Genomic DNA, 13,981 nt, shown 5'->3' with positions numbered 1-13,981 from the left:
TAGAGGCGTCACGACGACCGCCGCCGGCCGCGCAGCAGCAGGAAGATCAGGTACGGGCCACCGATCGCGGCGGTCAGCACTCCGGCGGGCAGTTGGGTGGGTGCGAACAGCCGGCGGCCGGCCAGGTCGGCCAGCACCAGCAACAACGCGCCGAGCAGCGCCGCGCAGATCAGTGGTGGCCGTTCGGCGCGTACCAGCCGGCGGGCCACCTGCGGGGCGACCAGCGCCACGAAGTCGACGGCGCCGACCTGGGCGGTGACCATCGCGGCGACGAGCACACCGGTGCCGGCGAGGCCGATCCGCCGGGCCACCGGGCGCAGCCCGACGCCCCGGGCGGTGTCGTCGTCCAGGGCGGTGCTGTTCAGCGCCCAGCCGGCCCAGGCCAGCACCGGCAGCAGCACCAGCAGGGTGCCGGCGATCCACGCGGCCTCGGTCCAGCCCTTGCCGGCCAGGGTGCCGATCAGCCAGATCTGGGCGCGCAGCCCGTCGATCGGGTCGGCGGTGAGCATGACCACCTCGGTGAGCGCCCGGAAGGCGAAGGCGACCGCCACCCCGGCGAGCACGAACCGCTGCGCGGCCAGCCCGTGCCGGGCACCGAGGGCGAACAGCAGCACTGCCGCGAGCAGCCCGCCCACCAGCGCGGTGGGCGCCACCAGCACTGCGGCCATTCCGCTGGTCAGGGCCACGGTCGCGGCGAGGCCGGCACCCTGGGTGATGCCGATGACGTCCGGGCTGGCGAGCGGGTTGCGGGCCACGCTCTGGATCAGCGTGCCGGCGATGCCGAAGGCCGCGCCGGCCACCGCGGCCAGCACGACCCGCGGCAGCCGGAGGTCAAGGACCACGAGGTCGTACGGGGTGCCGGCGCCGGAGAGGGCGCGCAGCACGTCGGCCGGGGCGACGTACGGGGTGCCCAGCGAGAGGCTGAGCACGACCGCCAGGAGAAGCAGCACGGTCAGCACGGCGGCCACCAGCACCGCGCGGCGGCGGATCAGCAGGCTGACCGGGCCGATGCGCAGCAGCGACCGCCCGGGCAGCCGGGCATGGTCGGCCCCAGGCGACACGGCGACCGCGAAGGCCGACAAGCCAGCCGGGCCAGGCGACCCAGCGGGGCCGAGCAAGCCAGGCGACCCAGCGGGGCCCGACCTGCCGGATGGGCCGGGCGGGTCAGCGGGGCCGGAGGGACGGTGGGTGGTCGTCATGCGGTCACCACCCGGGCGCGGCGGACCAGCACGGCCAGCAGCGGCGCACCGATCAGCGCGGTGACGATCCCGGCCGGGATTTCGCCGGGCGGGGCGACGAGCCGGCCGATGATGTCGGCGCCGAGCAGCAGCGCGGGCCCGAGCAGGGCGGAGACGGCGAGGGTCCAGCGGTGGTCCGCGCCGACCAGGGCGCGGGCGAGGTGCGGCACGGCCAACCCGACGAAGGCGACCGGCCCGGCCGCCGCCACCGCGGCCCCGGTCAGCAGCACGGCGGCTAGGCCGCCACCGAGGCGGACCAGGCCGATCCGGTGGCCGAGACCGCGGGCCACGTCGTCGCCGAGGGCCAGCGCGTCCAGACCTCGGGCCACGAGGGCGGCCAGCAGCAACCCGACGAGGACGAAGGGCAGCACCTGCGCGACGACCGACAGGTCACGGCCGGCCAGCCCGCCGACCACCCAGAACCGGTACTCCTCGAAGGTGCGGGCGTCGATGCTGAGCAGCGCGTACACCCCGGAGGCGAGGCTGGCGTCGAGGGCCGCGCCGACCAGGGCGAGGGTGACCGGGCTGGCGCCCTCGCGGGCCCGGGTGGCGATGGCGAAGACCAGCAGCCCGGCGATCAGCGCACCGGCGATGCCGAACCAGACGTACCCGGCGAGCGTTCCGATGCCGAAGACGGAGATGGCGAGCACCACGCCGAACGACGCGCCCGCGCTGATGCCGAGGATGCGGGGCTCGGCGAGGGGGTTGCGGGTGAGTGCCTGGAACAGCACGCCAGCCACGGCGAGCGCGAGCCCGACGGCGAGGCCGAGGGCGGTACGCGGCATCCGCAGCTCGCGGACGATCGTGCTGGCGTCGCCGCCGTCCGGCGCGACGAGAGCGTGCCAGACCTGGTCGATGCCGAGTTGCCGGCTGCCGAGCGCGAAGCTGGCCAGCACGGCGAGCAGCAGCACCAGTGCGGCCCCGACGGTGACGGCTGCCCGGCGACCGGTGCGAGTGCTGACCCGACTCCGGGTCGGCCGGCTGGCGAGGGCGGTCACGAATCTCCTGCATGATCGAGCTTAGGTTCGCCTAACCTTAACCGACCTGCGGAAAGTGGCCTAACCGGCGTCGGTCGATACCGTCCCGGGTTCCGGGGGCACGCCCAACGAGCCGCCGTCCCCGGCCGCCGCACCACCGCGCGGCAGTACGTTCAGCGGTCGCATCATCTCGTTGTCCTCGTGTTCCAAGAGGTGGCAGTGCCAGGCGTAGCGACCCGGCAGGTCGAAGTGCGCCTTGATCCGGGTCACCTCCCACGGGTACGCGAGCACCGTGTCCATCCACCCCCGGTCCCCGGGGCCGGGCTGCGACCTGCCCGAACGCCCTCGGCCGAGCAGCTCGAACTGGACCTGGTGCAGGTGGACCGGATGCACGTGCCGGGTGAAGTTGCGCACCTCCCACACCTCGGTGTCGCCGAGGGTGGGCTGCTCGGTCGCCGGGTCGCTCCAGCGCAACGGCAGGCCCCGGCCACGCTCGTCGAGGACGCCGAGCAGCATGACCATCGACCCGCCGGACCTCCGCTCGTTGAGCGACAGCCGGCGTACCCGCTGGGCCGGTCCGAGCCGAGGGTGTGACGGCAGCCGTAGCTGCTCCGGTGGGACGCTCGGGTCGACGTCGGCCGCGTCGGTGACCACGAAGCACAGAACCTGCCCGGTGGTGTGCGGGTCGGCGGGGTCGAAGTCCACCCCGGGCCGACCGCCGCCGTACATCCCGTCCGGCCCTTCGTTGACGAGGTACAGCTCGGTACCGACCGGCACGTCGGTGAAGTCGACGATCGCGTCGACCCGCTGGGCGGGGCCGAGTGCCACGCGTTCGTGCGGCACCGGCTCCGGCAGGAAGCCGCCGTCGCTGCCGATCTGCCAGACCGGCAGCACCGGCCGGGCCGGCCGCGCGGTGGCGTTCGCGGCCACGCTGAGCAGCAGGAACCGGCTGTTGCAGGCGTTGAGCAGCCGGAAGCGGTAGCGGCGACGCTGCACCGTCAGCGTGGGCCAGGTACGGCCGTTGACCACCATGGTGGAGCCGGAGAACCCGGGCACCCAGGTCGGCGGCCCGTCGCCGCCGCCGGAGTACCGAGTCGGGTAGCGCAACTCGCCGTCCGCGGTGAAGCTGCGATCCTGGATCATCAGCGGGATGTCGTGGTACGAGGCGTTCGGCGGATCATCGCGGCCTGGCGCCGGGCCGGGCAGCACTCCGGCCGGCAGCTCGTCCCCACCGCCGAGCAGGTAGAACCCGGCCGGCCCGGCGTACACGTTCTCCCGGGTGAGCCCGAGCGCGTGGTCGTGGTACCAAAGGGTGCAGGAGCGCTGGTCGTTCGCGTACTCGAAGGTGGCCGAGCCCGGCGCCCAGCGCAGGCCGGACCGCTCGGCGAACCGGGACCGAAAATCGCGGTACGCGCTGCCGGACACGGCGAAGTCGGGCGGCAGGTCTCGGGCCACCGGCAGGTACCACGCCTCGGAGTGCCCATCGCTCTCCTGAGAGCTGTGCCCGCCGTGCAGATGCACCACCTGGGGCACCGGGCCGCGATACCCCTGCGGGCTGCCGTCCCACTGCCCGTGGCGGTCCCGGTGCTCGATGCCACCGGCCGGGTTGGCCCAGTGCAGGGTGGGGTCCACCGGCAGCAGGTGCGGCAGGTAGGCGCCCCGGTCGTCGACGAGCTGGTTGACCCAGGTCACCCGTACCGGGCGACCCACCCGCGCCATGATGGTGGGCGCCGGGTAGCCGAAGCTGCCGGGGTGGGCGATGGAGCCGTAACCCCACACGGTGGTGCGCGGCCACGACGGCGGCAGGATCTGCTGGTGGAACTGTCGTACCGCGATCGCGTACTCGTCGCGCTCCGGTCCGTTCGCCACCGCCGGCATGGCCGGTGGGATCCGCAGCGGCGCGACGTACTTCGGGATCTCGCCGACGTCCAGCGGTGCCGCCGCGGCGAGCGCCCGGCCCGACGCCGTCCCGCCCGGGACGAGAACCGCAGCGCCGCCGGCGGCACCCGCCGCGAGCAGCAGTCGTCTGGTGACCATGCCGAACCTCCCAGTCGCTCCCGACCCTCGATATGAGAATGAGATTCGCGGACGATGACATGGCGGACAGATGGCAGATGACACCCAGAAGAGGAAGATTCGCGCCATAGGGTGTGAGCATGCGATTCGACCAGCACACGGTCGTCCTCCTGGTCCGGCCGTCGGACCCGCCGGAGCTGCCGCAGGACGCGATCGACCGGTTGCAGGACGCGCACCTGGCCCACCAGGCCGGGCTCGTCGAGCAGGGGCTGGTGCTCGCGACCGGGCCGTTCCTGCACCCCGACGACGACCAGCTGCGGGGCTTCGTGGTGCTCTCCATCGCCCCGGACGACGCGCGCACTCTCTATGCCAACGACCCGGCCGTTCGGGCCGGACGCCTGGTCGCACACGTGACGAGCTGGCTGGTCCCGGAGGGCAACCTGCGGTTCGAGGGCGTGCCGATGCCTCGCTCGATGCTGGAGGCGGCCTCCGGGGACTGACGTCAGCCGGGCAGTTCCCCGATCTCGACCACCCGCGGAGAGTCCACCTCGCCGACGATCACCCGCAGCGACGGGAAGTAGTCCCGCAGCACCTGCCGGCAGTCGCCGCACGGCTCGCTGATCTCGCGACCCCGGTCGGCGACCGTGACGATCGTCTCCAGGGCCGTCACGCCCTGAGTCGCCGCGGTGCCGATCACGACCAGCTCCGCGCAGGATCCCCCGGTGACGTGGTGGACGTTCACGCCCGTGAAGACGCGCCCGTCGGCGGTCCGGGCCGCCGACGCGACAGTGTGGTGCTGGCTGCGGCAGCGCAGCTTGGCGACCGCCGTGGCGGCCTGCACCAAGGCCCGATCGGTGTCCCGCATCTCCATCCCGGCCCCCAGCGCTCGACGTCGGCCGCCAACTCTAGGTCCCGAGGCCGCCGAAGGACCGGCCGGGCGGTAACCCACGGGCGGTACGGCGTCGGGCTGCCTATCCTTGCGTACGACATGCAGAATCCAGCCGCATCCGCCGCGACCGACACGGTTCGCGAGCTGCACAGCCGCCTCACCCCACTGATGTTCCGCGACCAGCGCCGGCTCCAGCGGCGCCTCGACGGTGCCCGCAAGCTGCGCGACCCGCAGCGCCGGGAGGCGGCACTGACCGAGATCACCGCCGAACTGGTCCGGGCCGAGCAGCGGCTCGCCACCCGCCGGGCGGCGGTGCCCGTGATCACGTACCCGGCGGGGTTGCCGGTCAGTGAGCGCAAGGACGACATCGCCGCCGCCATCCGTGATCACCAGGTGGTGATCGTGGCGGGCGAGACCGGCTCCGGCAAGACCACCCAGCTGCCCAAGATCTGCCTGGAGTTGGGGCGCGGGGTGAACGGCCTGATCGGGCACACCCAGCCCCGGCGGTTGGCCGCCCGGACGGTGGCCGACCGGATCGCCGACGAGTTGGGCACCGAGTTGGGTGACGTGGTCGGCTACAAGGTGCGCTTCAGCGATCAGGTCAGCGAGCGCAGCCTGGTCAAGCTGATGACCGACGGCATCCTGCTGGCCGAGGTGCAGACCGACCGGATGCTGCGCCAGTACGACACGTTGATCATCGACGAGGCACACGAGCGCAGCCTCAACATCGACTTCATCCTCGGGTACCTGCGGGAACTGCTGCCCCGACGGCCCGACCTCAAGGTGATCATCACGTCGGCGACCATCGAGACCGACCGGTTCGCCCGGCACTTCGCCGGGCCGCCGACCGCCGACGAGCCGGAGGGCGTACCGGCGCCGGTGGTCGAGGTCTCCGGCCGCACCTACCCGGTGGAGGTGCGTTACCGGCCGCTCGTCGAGCTCGCCGAGGGCGAGGAGGACGGCGACGGTGACGAGGAGAACGTCCGCGACCAGGTCCAAGCGATCGGCGACGCCGTCGCGGAGTTGGCCGCCGAGGGCCCCGGCGACATCCTGGTCTTCCTCAGCGGTGAGCGGGAGATCCGCGACACCGCCGACGCGCTCGGCAAGCTGGTGCAGACCAAGCGCTCGCTGCTCGGCACCGAGATCCTGCCGCTCTACGCCCGGCTGTCCAGCGCCGAACAGCACCGGGTCTTCGCCGCGCACAGCTCACGCCGGGTGGTGCTCGCCACCAACGTCGCGGAGACCTCGCTGACCGTGCCCGGCATCAAGTACGTGGTGGACCCGGGCACGGCGCGCATCTCCCGCTATTCCAGTCGACTCAAGGTGCAGCGGCTGCCGATCGAGCCGATCTCCCAGGCATCGGCCAACCAGCGCAAGGGCCGCTGTGGCCGTACGTCCGACGGCATCTGCATTCGTCTCTACGACGAGCAGGACTTCCTCTCCCGGCCCGAGTTCACCGACCCGGAGATCCTCCGCACCAACCTGGCGTCGGTCATCCTCCAGATGACCGCGATCGGGCTCGGCGACCTCGCCGCGTTCCCGTTCATCGACCCGCCGGACAAGCGCAACATCACCGACGGCGTCAACCTGCTGCACGAGTTGGGCGCGTTGGACCCGACCGAGGCGGACCCGGCGAAGCGGCTCACCGCGCTGGGCCGTCGACTGGCGCAACTGCCGGTCGATCCGCGACTGGCCCGGATGGTGGTCGAGGGCGAGCGCAACGGCTGCGCCACCGAGGTGCTGGTGATCGCCGCCGCGCTCTCCATCCAGGACCCGCGCGAGCGGCCGGCCGAGAAGCAGGCCCAGGCGGACCAGGCGCACGCCCGGTTCGCCGACAAGGAGTCGGACTTCGTCGCCTTCCTCAACCTCTGGCGCTACCTGCGGGAGCAGCAGCGGGAGCTCTCCTCCAGCGCGTTCCGCCGGATGTGCAAGGCGGAGTACCTGAACTACCTGCGGATCCGCGAGTGGCAGGACATCGTCAGCCAACTGCGCCAGGTGCTGCGTACCCCGCAGGAGGGTGACCGGCGTGGCGGGCGGCCGGCGCGCGACACCCCGGGCGACACGGACGCTGCCGGAGGTGCGAGTCGCCGCGGCGGTGCCGACCTGCCGGAGGAGATCGACACCCCGAAGGTGCACCAGTCGCTGCTACCCGGCCTGTTGTCACACGTCGGCCTGAAGGATGCCCAGAAGCACGAGTACCTGGGCGCGCGCGGCGCGAAGTTCGGGCTGTTCCCCGGCTCGGCGCTGTTCAAGAAGCCGCCGCGCTGGGTGATGGCCGCCGAGTTGGTGGAGACCTCTCGGCTCTGGGGCCGGATCGCCGGCCGGGTCGAGCCGGAGTGGGTCGAGCCGCTCGCGCAGCACCTGGTCAAGCGCAGCTACAGCGAGCCGCACTGGGAGAAGAAGCAGGCCGCGGTGATGGCCTACGAGAAGGTCACCCTGTACGGCGTCCCGCTGGTCACCTCCCGCAAGGTCAACTTCGGGCGGATCGACCCGACGCTGAGCCGGGAGCTGTTCATCCGGCACGCCCTCGTCGAGGGCGACTGGCAGACCCATCACCAGTTCTGGGCGGACAACAAGCGACTGCTCGCCGAAATCGAGGAGCTGGAGAGCCGGGCCCGACGCCGGGACATCCTGGTCGACGACGAGACGATCTTCGGCTTCTACGATCAGCGGATCCCGGCCGACGTGTCCTCCGGCCGGCACTTCGACAGCTGGTGGAAGACGACCCGCCGGGAACGGCCCGACCTGCTCACCTTCACCCGTGACGTGCTGGTCAACGACGGCCGGCCGGGGGTCGACGAGGACGACTACCCGGACGAGTGGCAGACCCAGGGGGTGACGCTGCCACTGACGTACCGGTTCGAGCCGGGCACGCCGACCGACGGCGTCACCGTGGACATCCCGCTGCCGCTGCTCAACCAGGTGCCGGCGGAGAGCTTCGACTGGCAGGTGCCGGGGCTGCGCGAGGAGACGGTGATCGCGCTGATCCGCTCGCTGCCCAAGGCGGTGCGCCGCAACTTCGTCCCCGTACCGGACTTCGCCCGGGCCGCCCTGGCGGCGATCACCCCCGGCGAGGAGCCGTTGCTGGACGCACTCACCCGGCAGCTGCGCCGGATGACCGGCGTCACCGTCCCCCGCGACGCGTGGGAGCCGGCCAAACTCCCGGCCCACCTGCGGGTCACCTTCCGGGTGCTCGACGACGAGGACAAGCCGGTCGCCGAGGGCAAGGACCTGCCGGCCCTGCAACGCCAACTCCGCCAGGAGGTACGCCAGGTCGTGGCGGCCGCCGCGCCGGAGATCGCCCGGACCGGGCTGCGCGAGTGGAGCATCGGCACACTGCCGCGGACCATCGAGCAGGTCCGCGCCGGCTACGCGGTGACCGCGTACCCGGCGCTGGTCGACGAGGGCGCCGCGGTCGGGGTGAAGGTGTTCGACTCCCCCGCCGAGGCGGAGGCGGCGCACTGGGCCGGCACCCGCCGACTGCTGCGGCTCACCGTGCCGTCCCCGGCGCGGTTCCTGCAGGGGCGGCTGAACAACGAGGCGAAGCTGGCGCTCAGCCGCAACCCGCACGGCGGAGTGCAGGAGCTGATCGAGGACGCGGCGGGCGCGGCCATCGACCGGCTGATCGGTGCCGCCGGTGGGCCGGCGTGGGACGCCGACGGTTTCGCGGCGCTGCGCGAGAAGGTCCGCGCCGACCTGGTCGACACCGTGGTCGAGGTGATGGACCGGGTGCGCAAGGTCCTCGCCGCCGGGTATGCGGTCGAGCAGCGGCTCGGCGCCACCCGCAACCTCGCCGTGGTGGCCGCGCTGGCCGACATCCGCAGCCAGCTCGCCGGGCTGGTGCACGCCGGTTTCATCACCGAAACCGGGTACGCCCGCCTGCCCGACCTGCTGCGCTACCTCACCGCCATCGAGCGCCGGTTGGACCGGCTGGGCGGCAACCCGCAGCGGGACCGCCAGCAGCAGGACCGGGTCGCGGTGGTGCAGAAGGAGTACGCCGACCTGCTCGCCGCCCTCCCGCCGGCACGTCGGCAGGAGACGGCCGTCCGGCAGATCCGCTGGATGATCGAGGAGCTACGGGTGAACGTCTTCGCCCAGGCGCTGGGCACCCCCTACCCCGTCTCAGAGCAGCGCATCTACCGAGCAATGGACGAAGCCGAAAACCCCTAACCCCGCCCTCCCCCTCCCCTCCCCTCCCCTCTCCTCCCTCCCCCGCCCCCTCGCCGCGCTGATCTAGGGCAGATCGCTGCTTATTGATCTCCAGGGGCGACGATATGCCCTAGATCGACGCGCCTGGGTGGGGCGGGGGCGGCGGGCGGGGCGGCGGGGGTGGGGCGGGGGCGGCGGGGGGAGGGGAGGCGGGGCGGGGGAGGCCGTGGGCGGGGTGGGGACGGGTTCGACGCCGGGGGGAGTTCGACTGCGGCGCGGACGTAGTCGAGCAGGATCCGGCGGAGCTCCCGGCCGGCGTGGGTGGGCACGATGTCGCGCCGGCGGGCCACCGCGATCGTTCGTCGGACCCCGGGCGGGGCGAGGGGGGTGATCCGCACGCCTGGGCGGCGGGCCAGCACGATGCCCGGCACCAGGGCGATGCCGAGCCCCGCCTCGACGAAGCTGAGCACCGCGTCCATCTCGCCGCCATCCACCGCGAAGGTCGGTTCGAAGCCCGCCTCCCGACACGCCTGGATGGTGGCGTCGCGCAGGTCGTAGCCCTCGCGGAACATCACCATCGGCTGGTCCCGCAGGTCGGTGATGCGCAGTTCCCCGGTCGCCGACGCGGTCGGGACCTCCCCCACCGAGGCCACCACCAGGCTCTCGCGCAGGATCGGGTCGACGCGCAGACCCGGGTCGGCCCCCTCGGCCGGCATGATGATCAGGGCCAGGTCGAGGTCGCCGCGGAGAAGGTCGCGCACCAGGTCCTGGGACCCGCCCTCCTCGACGCGAAGGTCGATGGTGGGGTGCGCGTCCCGAAACCGGCGCAGCACCGGCGGGGCGAGCGAGGTGGCCAGACTCGGGGTGGCCCCGAGCCGGACCCGGCCCCGGCGCAGCCCGACCAACTCCTGGACCTCCCGGGTCGCGGTCTCCACGTCGGCGAGGATCCGGGTGGCCAACGGCAGCAGCACCTCACCCGCCGCGGTGAGCGCGATGTTGCCCCTTAGCCGCTCGAACAACGGCGCCCCGAGGTCGGCCTCCAGTGCGTGAATTTGCTTACTGAGAGACGGCTGAGTTATGCCGACGATGTCGGCGGCTTGGGTGAAATGTCGTACTTCGGCCACCGCAACGAAGTACCGGAGCTGATGGAGCTGCATCTAAATAGCTTACGGCTATCAACACTGCGAGTTTGATGCATTGGACGACTGATCAGAGTGCTCCTAGCGTCGGTCATGTGGTAATCACGAAAACTCGGTCGCCCATCCGCTCGAACGTCGGCCTCAAGGCCGTCATGGCGGTGACGGGCATCCTGCTGGCGCTGTTCCTCATCGCTCACATGCTCGGGAACCTGAAGGTGTTCACGGGGGGAACGTCGTTCGACCACTACGCGCACTGGCTGCGCGACATCGGCAAGCCGCTACTGCCCGGCGTCTGGTTCCTGTGGATCCTGCGCACCGTGCTGGTGGTGGCCGTCGTCGCCCACATCGTGGCCGCCACCGTGCTGGCCCGGCGTGCCCGTGCCGCCCGCCCGGTCAGGTACGCCCACCGCAAGAAGGTCAACGGCAGCTACGCGGCCCGCACGATGCGCTGGGGTGGAGTGATCATCCTGCTCTTCGTGATCTACCACATCCTGGACCTCACCACCGGCACGCTGAACCCGGTCGGTGACGCCAGCAAGCCGTACGGCAACGTCGTCGCCGACTTCGCGCCGGAGCGCTGGTACGTCACGCTCTTCTACACCCTCGCCATCGTCACGGTGGGCTTCCACCTGCGCCACGGCGCGTTCAGCGCGTTCCGCAGCCTCGGTCAGCAGACGCCACGCGGTGAGCGCCGAGCGCGCGCCGCAGCGCTGATCTTCGCCGTGGTGCTCTGCGCCGGGTACCTGGCGGTCCCGTTCGCCGTACTCACCGGATTGGTGTCCTGACATGGAACTCTTCACCGAGGGCGACCCGATCGCCGACACCAAGGCTCCCGCCGGCCCGGTCGAGAAGCGTTGGGAGACCCGGCGCTTCGAGGCCAAGCTGGTCAACCCCGCCAACCGCCGCAAGATGACGGTGATCGTGGTCGGCACCGGCCTGGCCGGCGGCTCGGCCGCGGCGACCCTGGCCGAGCAGGGCTACCACGTCAAGTCCTACTGCTACCAGGACAGCCCGCGCCGGGCGCACTCCATCGCGGCTCAGGGCGGCATCAACGCGGCGAAGAACTACCGCAACGACGGTGACTCCGTGCACCGCCTGTTCTACGACACCGTCAAGGGCGGCGACTTCCGCTCCCGGGAGTCGAACGTGCACCGGCTCGCCGAGGTCTCGGTCAACATCATCGACCAGTGCGTGGCCCAGGGTGTGCCGTTCGCCCGCGAGTACGGCGGACTGCTGGACACCCGCTCCTTCGGTGGCGCCCAGGTGCAGCGCACCTTCTACGCCCGGGGCCAGACGGGCCAGCAGTTGCTGCTCGGCGCGTACCAGGCGTTGGAGCGGCAGATCGGCCTGGGCAACGTGGAGATGAACACCCGGCACGAGATGCTGGAGCTGGTCATCGTGGACGGCAAGGCCCGGGGCATCGTCGTCCGGGACATGGTCACCGGCGAGATCAGCACCGAGATGGCCGACGCCGTGGTGCTCGCCTCCGGCGGCTACGGCAACGTCTTCTACCTCTCCACCAACGCCAAGGGCTGCAACGTCACCGCCACCTGGCGGGCGCACCGCAAGGGCGCGTACTTCGCCAACCCGTGCTACACGCAGATCCACCCGACCTGCATCCCGGTCTCCGGCGACCACCAGTCGAAGCTGACCCTGATGAGCGAGTCGCTGCGCAACGACGGCCGGGTCTGGGTGCCGAAGACCAAGGGCGACGACCGCGCCCCCCGGGACATTCCCGAGAACGAGCGGGACTACTACCTGGAGCGGATCTACCCGTCCTTCGGCAACCTGGTCCCCCGCGACATCGCCTCCCGCGCCGCGAAGAACGTCTGCGACGAGGGCCGGGGCGTCGGGCCGACCAAGCTCGGCGTCTACCTCGACTTCGCCGACGCGATCAACCGGCTGGGCCGCAAGGCCATCGAGGCCAAGTACGGCAACCTCTTCGAGATGTACGAGCGGATCACCGGCGAGGACCCGTACGAGGTGCCGATGCGGATCTACCCCGCCGTGCACTACACGATGGGCGGCCTGTGGGTCGACTACGACCTCCAGTCGAGCATCCCCGGCCTGTTCGTGATCGGTGAGGCGAACTTCTCCGACCACGGCGCGAACCGGCTCGGCGCCTCGGCGCTGATGCAGGGCCTCGCCGACGGCTACTTCGTGCTGCCGACCACCATCGCCAACTACCTGGCCTCGGGCCCGTTGGAGAAGGTCGACGCCAGCCACCCGGCGGCCGTCGAGGCGCGCACCGACGTCGAGGACCGCGTCCAGCGGCTGCTCGGGATCAACGGCGACCGGACCGTGGACTCGTTCCACCGGGAACTGGGCCAGATCATGTGGGAGCACTGCGGCATGGAGCGCAGCGAGGCCGGGCTGCGCAAGGCGATCGACGAGATTCGCGCCCTGCGTGAGGCGTTCTGGCAGCGGGTCAAGGTGTCCGGCACCGGCGAGGAACTCAACCAGTCGCTGGAAAAGGCTGGCCGGGTCGCCGACTTCTTCGAGCTGGCCGAGCTGATGTGCATCGACGCCCTGCACCGCGAGGAGTCCTGCGGCGGCCACTTCCGGGCCGAGCACCAGACCCCCGACGGTGAGGCGCAGCGCGACGACGACCGGTTCGCGTACGTGGCGGCCTGGGAGTTCACCGCCGAGGGCGAGCCCTCGGTGCTGCACAAGGAAGACCTGAAGTTCGAGTACGTCCACCCCACGCAGCGGAGTTACAAGTGAACCTGACCCTGCGCATCTGGCGCCAGAAGGGCCCTGAGGACAAGGGTCGGATGGTGACCTACCCGGTCGACGACGTGTCCCCGGACATGTCGTTCCTGGAGATGCTCGACGTGCTCAACGAGCGGTTGATCCTCTCCGGCGAGGACCCGGTGGCGTTCGACCACGACTGCCGCGAGGGCATCTGCGGCATGTGCGGCCTGATGATCAACGGTGACGCGCACGGGCCGCAGCGCGGCACCACGGCGTGCCAGCTGCACATGCGGCAGTTCAAGGACGGCGAGACGATCGACATCGAGCCGTGGCGGGCCAGCGCCTTCCCGGTCGTCAAGGACCTGGTGGTCAACCGGAACGCCTTCGACAGGATCATCGCCGCCGGTGGTTACGTCACCGCGCCGACCGGCAGCGCGCCCGAGGCGCACTCGACCCCGGTGGCCAAGGCCAATGCGGACGCCGCTTTCGAGTCGGCGGCCTGCATCGGCTGCGGTGCGTGCGTGGCGGCCTGCCCGAACGGCTCCGGCATGCTCTTCACGGCCGCCAAGCTCACCCAGCTCTCGCTGCTGCCGCAGGGCCAGCCGGAGCGGTACACGCGGGTGATCGGCATGGTCGACGCGCACGACGAGGCCGGCTTCGGCGGCTGCACCAACGCCGGTGAGTGCACGCCGGCCTGCCCGAAGGGCATCCCGCTGAACACCATCGGTCGACTCAACCGCGACTACCTCAAGGCGACCGCCATCCGCGGCGACACCCCGGGCTCCTGAGCCGGCGGCGGGGTCCCCCGCCACGATCCGCGCCGAGACCGCCGTACCCCCCATCGGGGTGCGGCGGTCTCGGCGTTTGTGTGTCCGGCTC

At 71.7% G+C, this 13,981-nt stretch carries 9 protein-coding genes and 1 pseudogene; 5 read left to right on the top strand and 5 right to left on the bottom strand.

The window, feature by feature from the left end; translation table 11 throughout:
- Nucleotides 1–8: 8 nt before the first annotated feature.
- The 3 genes from PCA76_RS11005 to PCA76_RS10995 all read right to left on the bottom strand — a co-directional run bounded on the left by PCA76_RS11005 (nucleotide 9) and on the right by PCA76_RS10995 (nucleotide 4,252).
- The gene (locus PCA76_RS11005; protein ID WP_272617225.1) at nucleotides 9–1,082 is read right to left on the bottom strand and encodes a FecCD family ABC transporter permease; all 1,074 of its coding nucleotides are present in this window, start codon (nucleotides 1,080–1,082) and stop codon (nucleotides 9–11) included.
- Between the two features lie 113 nt (nucleotides 1,083–1,195).
- Complete coding sequence (locus PCA76_RS11000) at nucleotides 1,196–2,236, bottom strand: FecCD family ABC transporter permease (protein WP_272617223.1); 1,041 nt, start codon at nucleotides 2,234–2,236, stop codon at nucleotides 1,196–1,198.
- A gap of 60 nt (nucleotides 2,237–2,296) precedes the next feature.
- Nucleotides 2,297–4,252, bottom strand: coding sequence for a multicopper oxidase family protein (locus tag PCA76_RS10995; protein WP_272617221.1), 1,956 nt, complete (start codon nucleotides 4,250–4,252; stop codon nucleotides 2,297–2,299).
- Between the two features lie 119 nt (nucleotides 4,253–4,371).
- Here PCA76_RS10995 and PCA76_RS10990 point away from each other — a divergent pair, with 119 nt between their 5' ends.
- On the top strand, nucleotides 4,372–4,731 hold the full coding sequence (locus tag PCA76_RS10990) for a YciI family protein (protein WP_272617219.1): 360 nt from the start codon (nucleotides 4,372–4,374) through the stop codon (nucleotides 4,729–4,731).
- 2 nt (nucleotides 4,732–4,733) lie between these two features.
- On the opposite strand, the gene PCA76_RS10985 is transcribed toward PCA76_RS10990, so the two are convergent.
- Complete coding sequence (locus PCA76_RS10985) at nucleotides 4,734–5,096, bottom strand: cytidine deaminase family protein (protein ID WP_272617217.1); 363 nt, start codon at nucleotides 5,094–5,096, stop codon at nucleotides 4,734–4,736.
- Nucleotides 5,097–5,219: 123 nt separating this feature from the next.
- Between PCA76_RS10985 and hrpA the strand changes: the two genes are divergently transcribed.
- Entirely contained in the window at nucleotides 5,220–9,290 is a 4,071-nt protein-coding gene (gene hrpA, locus PCA76_RS10980) for an ATP-dependent RNA helicase HrpA (RefSeq protein ID WP_272617215.1), read from the top strand.
- 203 nt (nucleotides 9,291–9,493) lie between these two features.
- On the opposite strand, the pseudogene PCA76_RS10975 reads toward hrpA, so the two are convergent.
- Nucleotides 9,494–10,426, bottom strand: a pseudogene (locus PCA76_RS10975) (LysR family transcriptional regulator); the annotation flags it as partial.
- A gap of 83 nt (nucleotides 10,427–10,509) precedes the next feature.
- Between PCA76_RS10975 and PCA76_RS10970 the strand changes: the two are divergent.
- From PCA76_RS10970 to PCA76_RS10960, 3 genes are read left to right on the top strand one after another with little or no spacing between them, the layout of a single operon-like run.
- Nucleotides 10,510–11,193: a succinate dehydrogenase cytochrome b subunit gene (locus PCA76_RS10970; protein WP_272619300.1), complete on the top strand. Its 684-nt coding sequence runs from the start codon at nucleotides 10,510–10,512 to the stop codon at nucleotides 11,191–11,193.
- Nucleotide 11,194: 1 nt separating this feature from the next.
- Nucleotides 11,195–13,132 carry a fumarate reductase/succinate dehydrogenase flavoprotein subunit gene (locus PCA76_RS10965; RefSeq protein WP_272617213.1) on the top strand — a complete coding sequence of 646 codons (1,938 nt, stop codon included), beginning with the start codon at nucleotides 11,195–11,197 and terminating at the stop codon, nucleotides 13,130–13,132.
- Nucleotides 13,129–13,890, top strand: a complete 762-nt coding sequence (locus PCA76_RS10960; RefSeq protein ID WP_272617211.1) for a succinate dehydrogenase/fumarate reductase iron-sulfur subunit — start codon at nucleotides 13,129–13,131, stop codon at nucleotides 13,888–13,890. The genes PCA76_RS10965 and PCA76_RS10960 overlap by 4 nt, the downstream gene beginning before the upstream one ends.
- The last annotated feature ends 91 nt before the right edge of the window (nucleotides 13,891–13,981 follow it).

Source organism: Micromonospora sp. LH3U1, from assembly GCF_028475105.1.
Classification (GTDB): domain Bacteria; phylum Actinomycetota; class Actinomycetes; order Mycobacteriales; family Micromonosporaceae; genus Micromonospora.
The sequence above is the reverse complement of the archived record's forward strand: the minus strand, read 5'-3'. Positions and strand labels throughout refer to the sequence as shown.

Coding starts and splice junctions, on each gene's coding strand:
- PCA76_RS10990 (WP_272617219.1), top strand. CDS start 4,372: ATGCGATTCGACCAGCACACGGTCGTCCTCCTGGTCCGGCCGTCGGAC.
- hrpA (WP_272617215.1), top strand. CDS start 5,220: ATGCAGAATCCAGCCGCATCCGCCGCGACCGACACGGTTCGCGAGCTG.
- PCA76_RS10965 (WP_272617213.1), top strand. CDS start 11,195: ATGGAACTCTTCACCGAGGGCGACCCGATCGCCGACACCAAGGCTCCC.
- PCA76_RS10995 (WP_272617221.1), bottom strand. CDS start 4,252: ATGGTCACCAGACGACTGCTGCTCGCGGCGGGTGCCGCCGGCGGCGCT.
- PCA76_RS10985 (WP_272617217.1), bottom strand. CDS start 5,096: ATGCGGGACACCGATCGGGCCTTGGTGCAGGCCGCCACGGCGGTCGCC.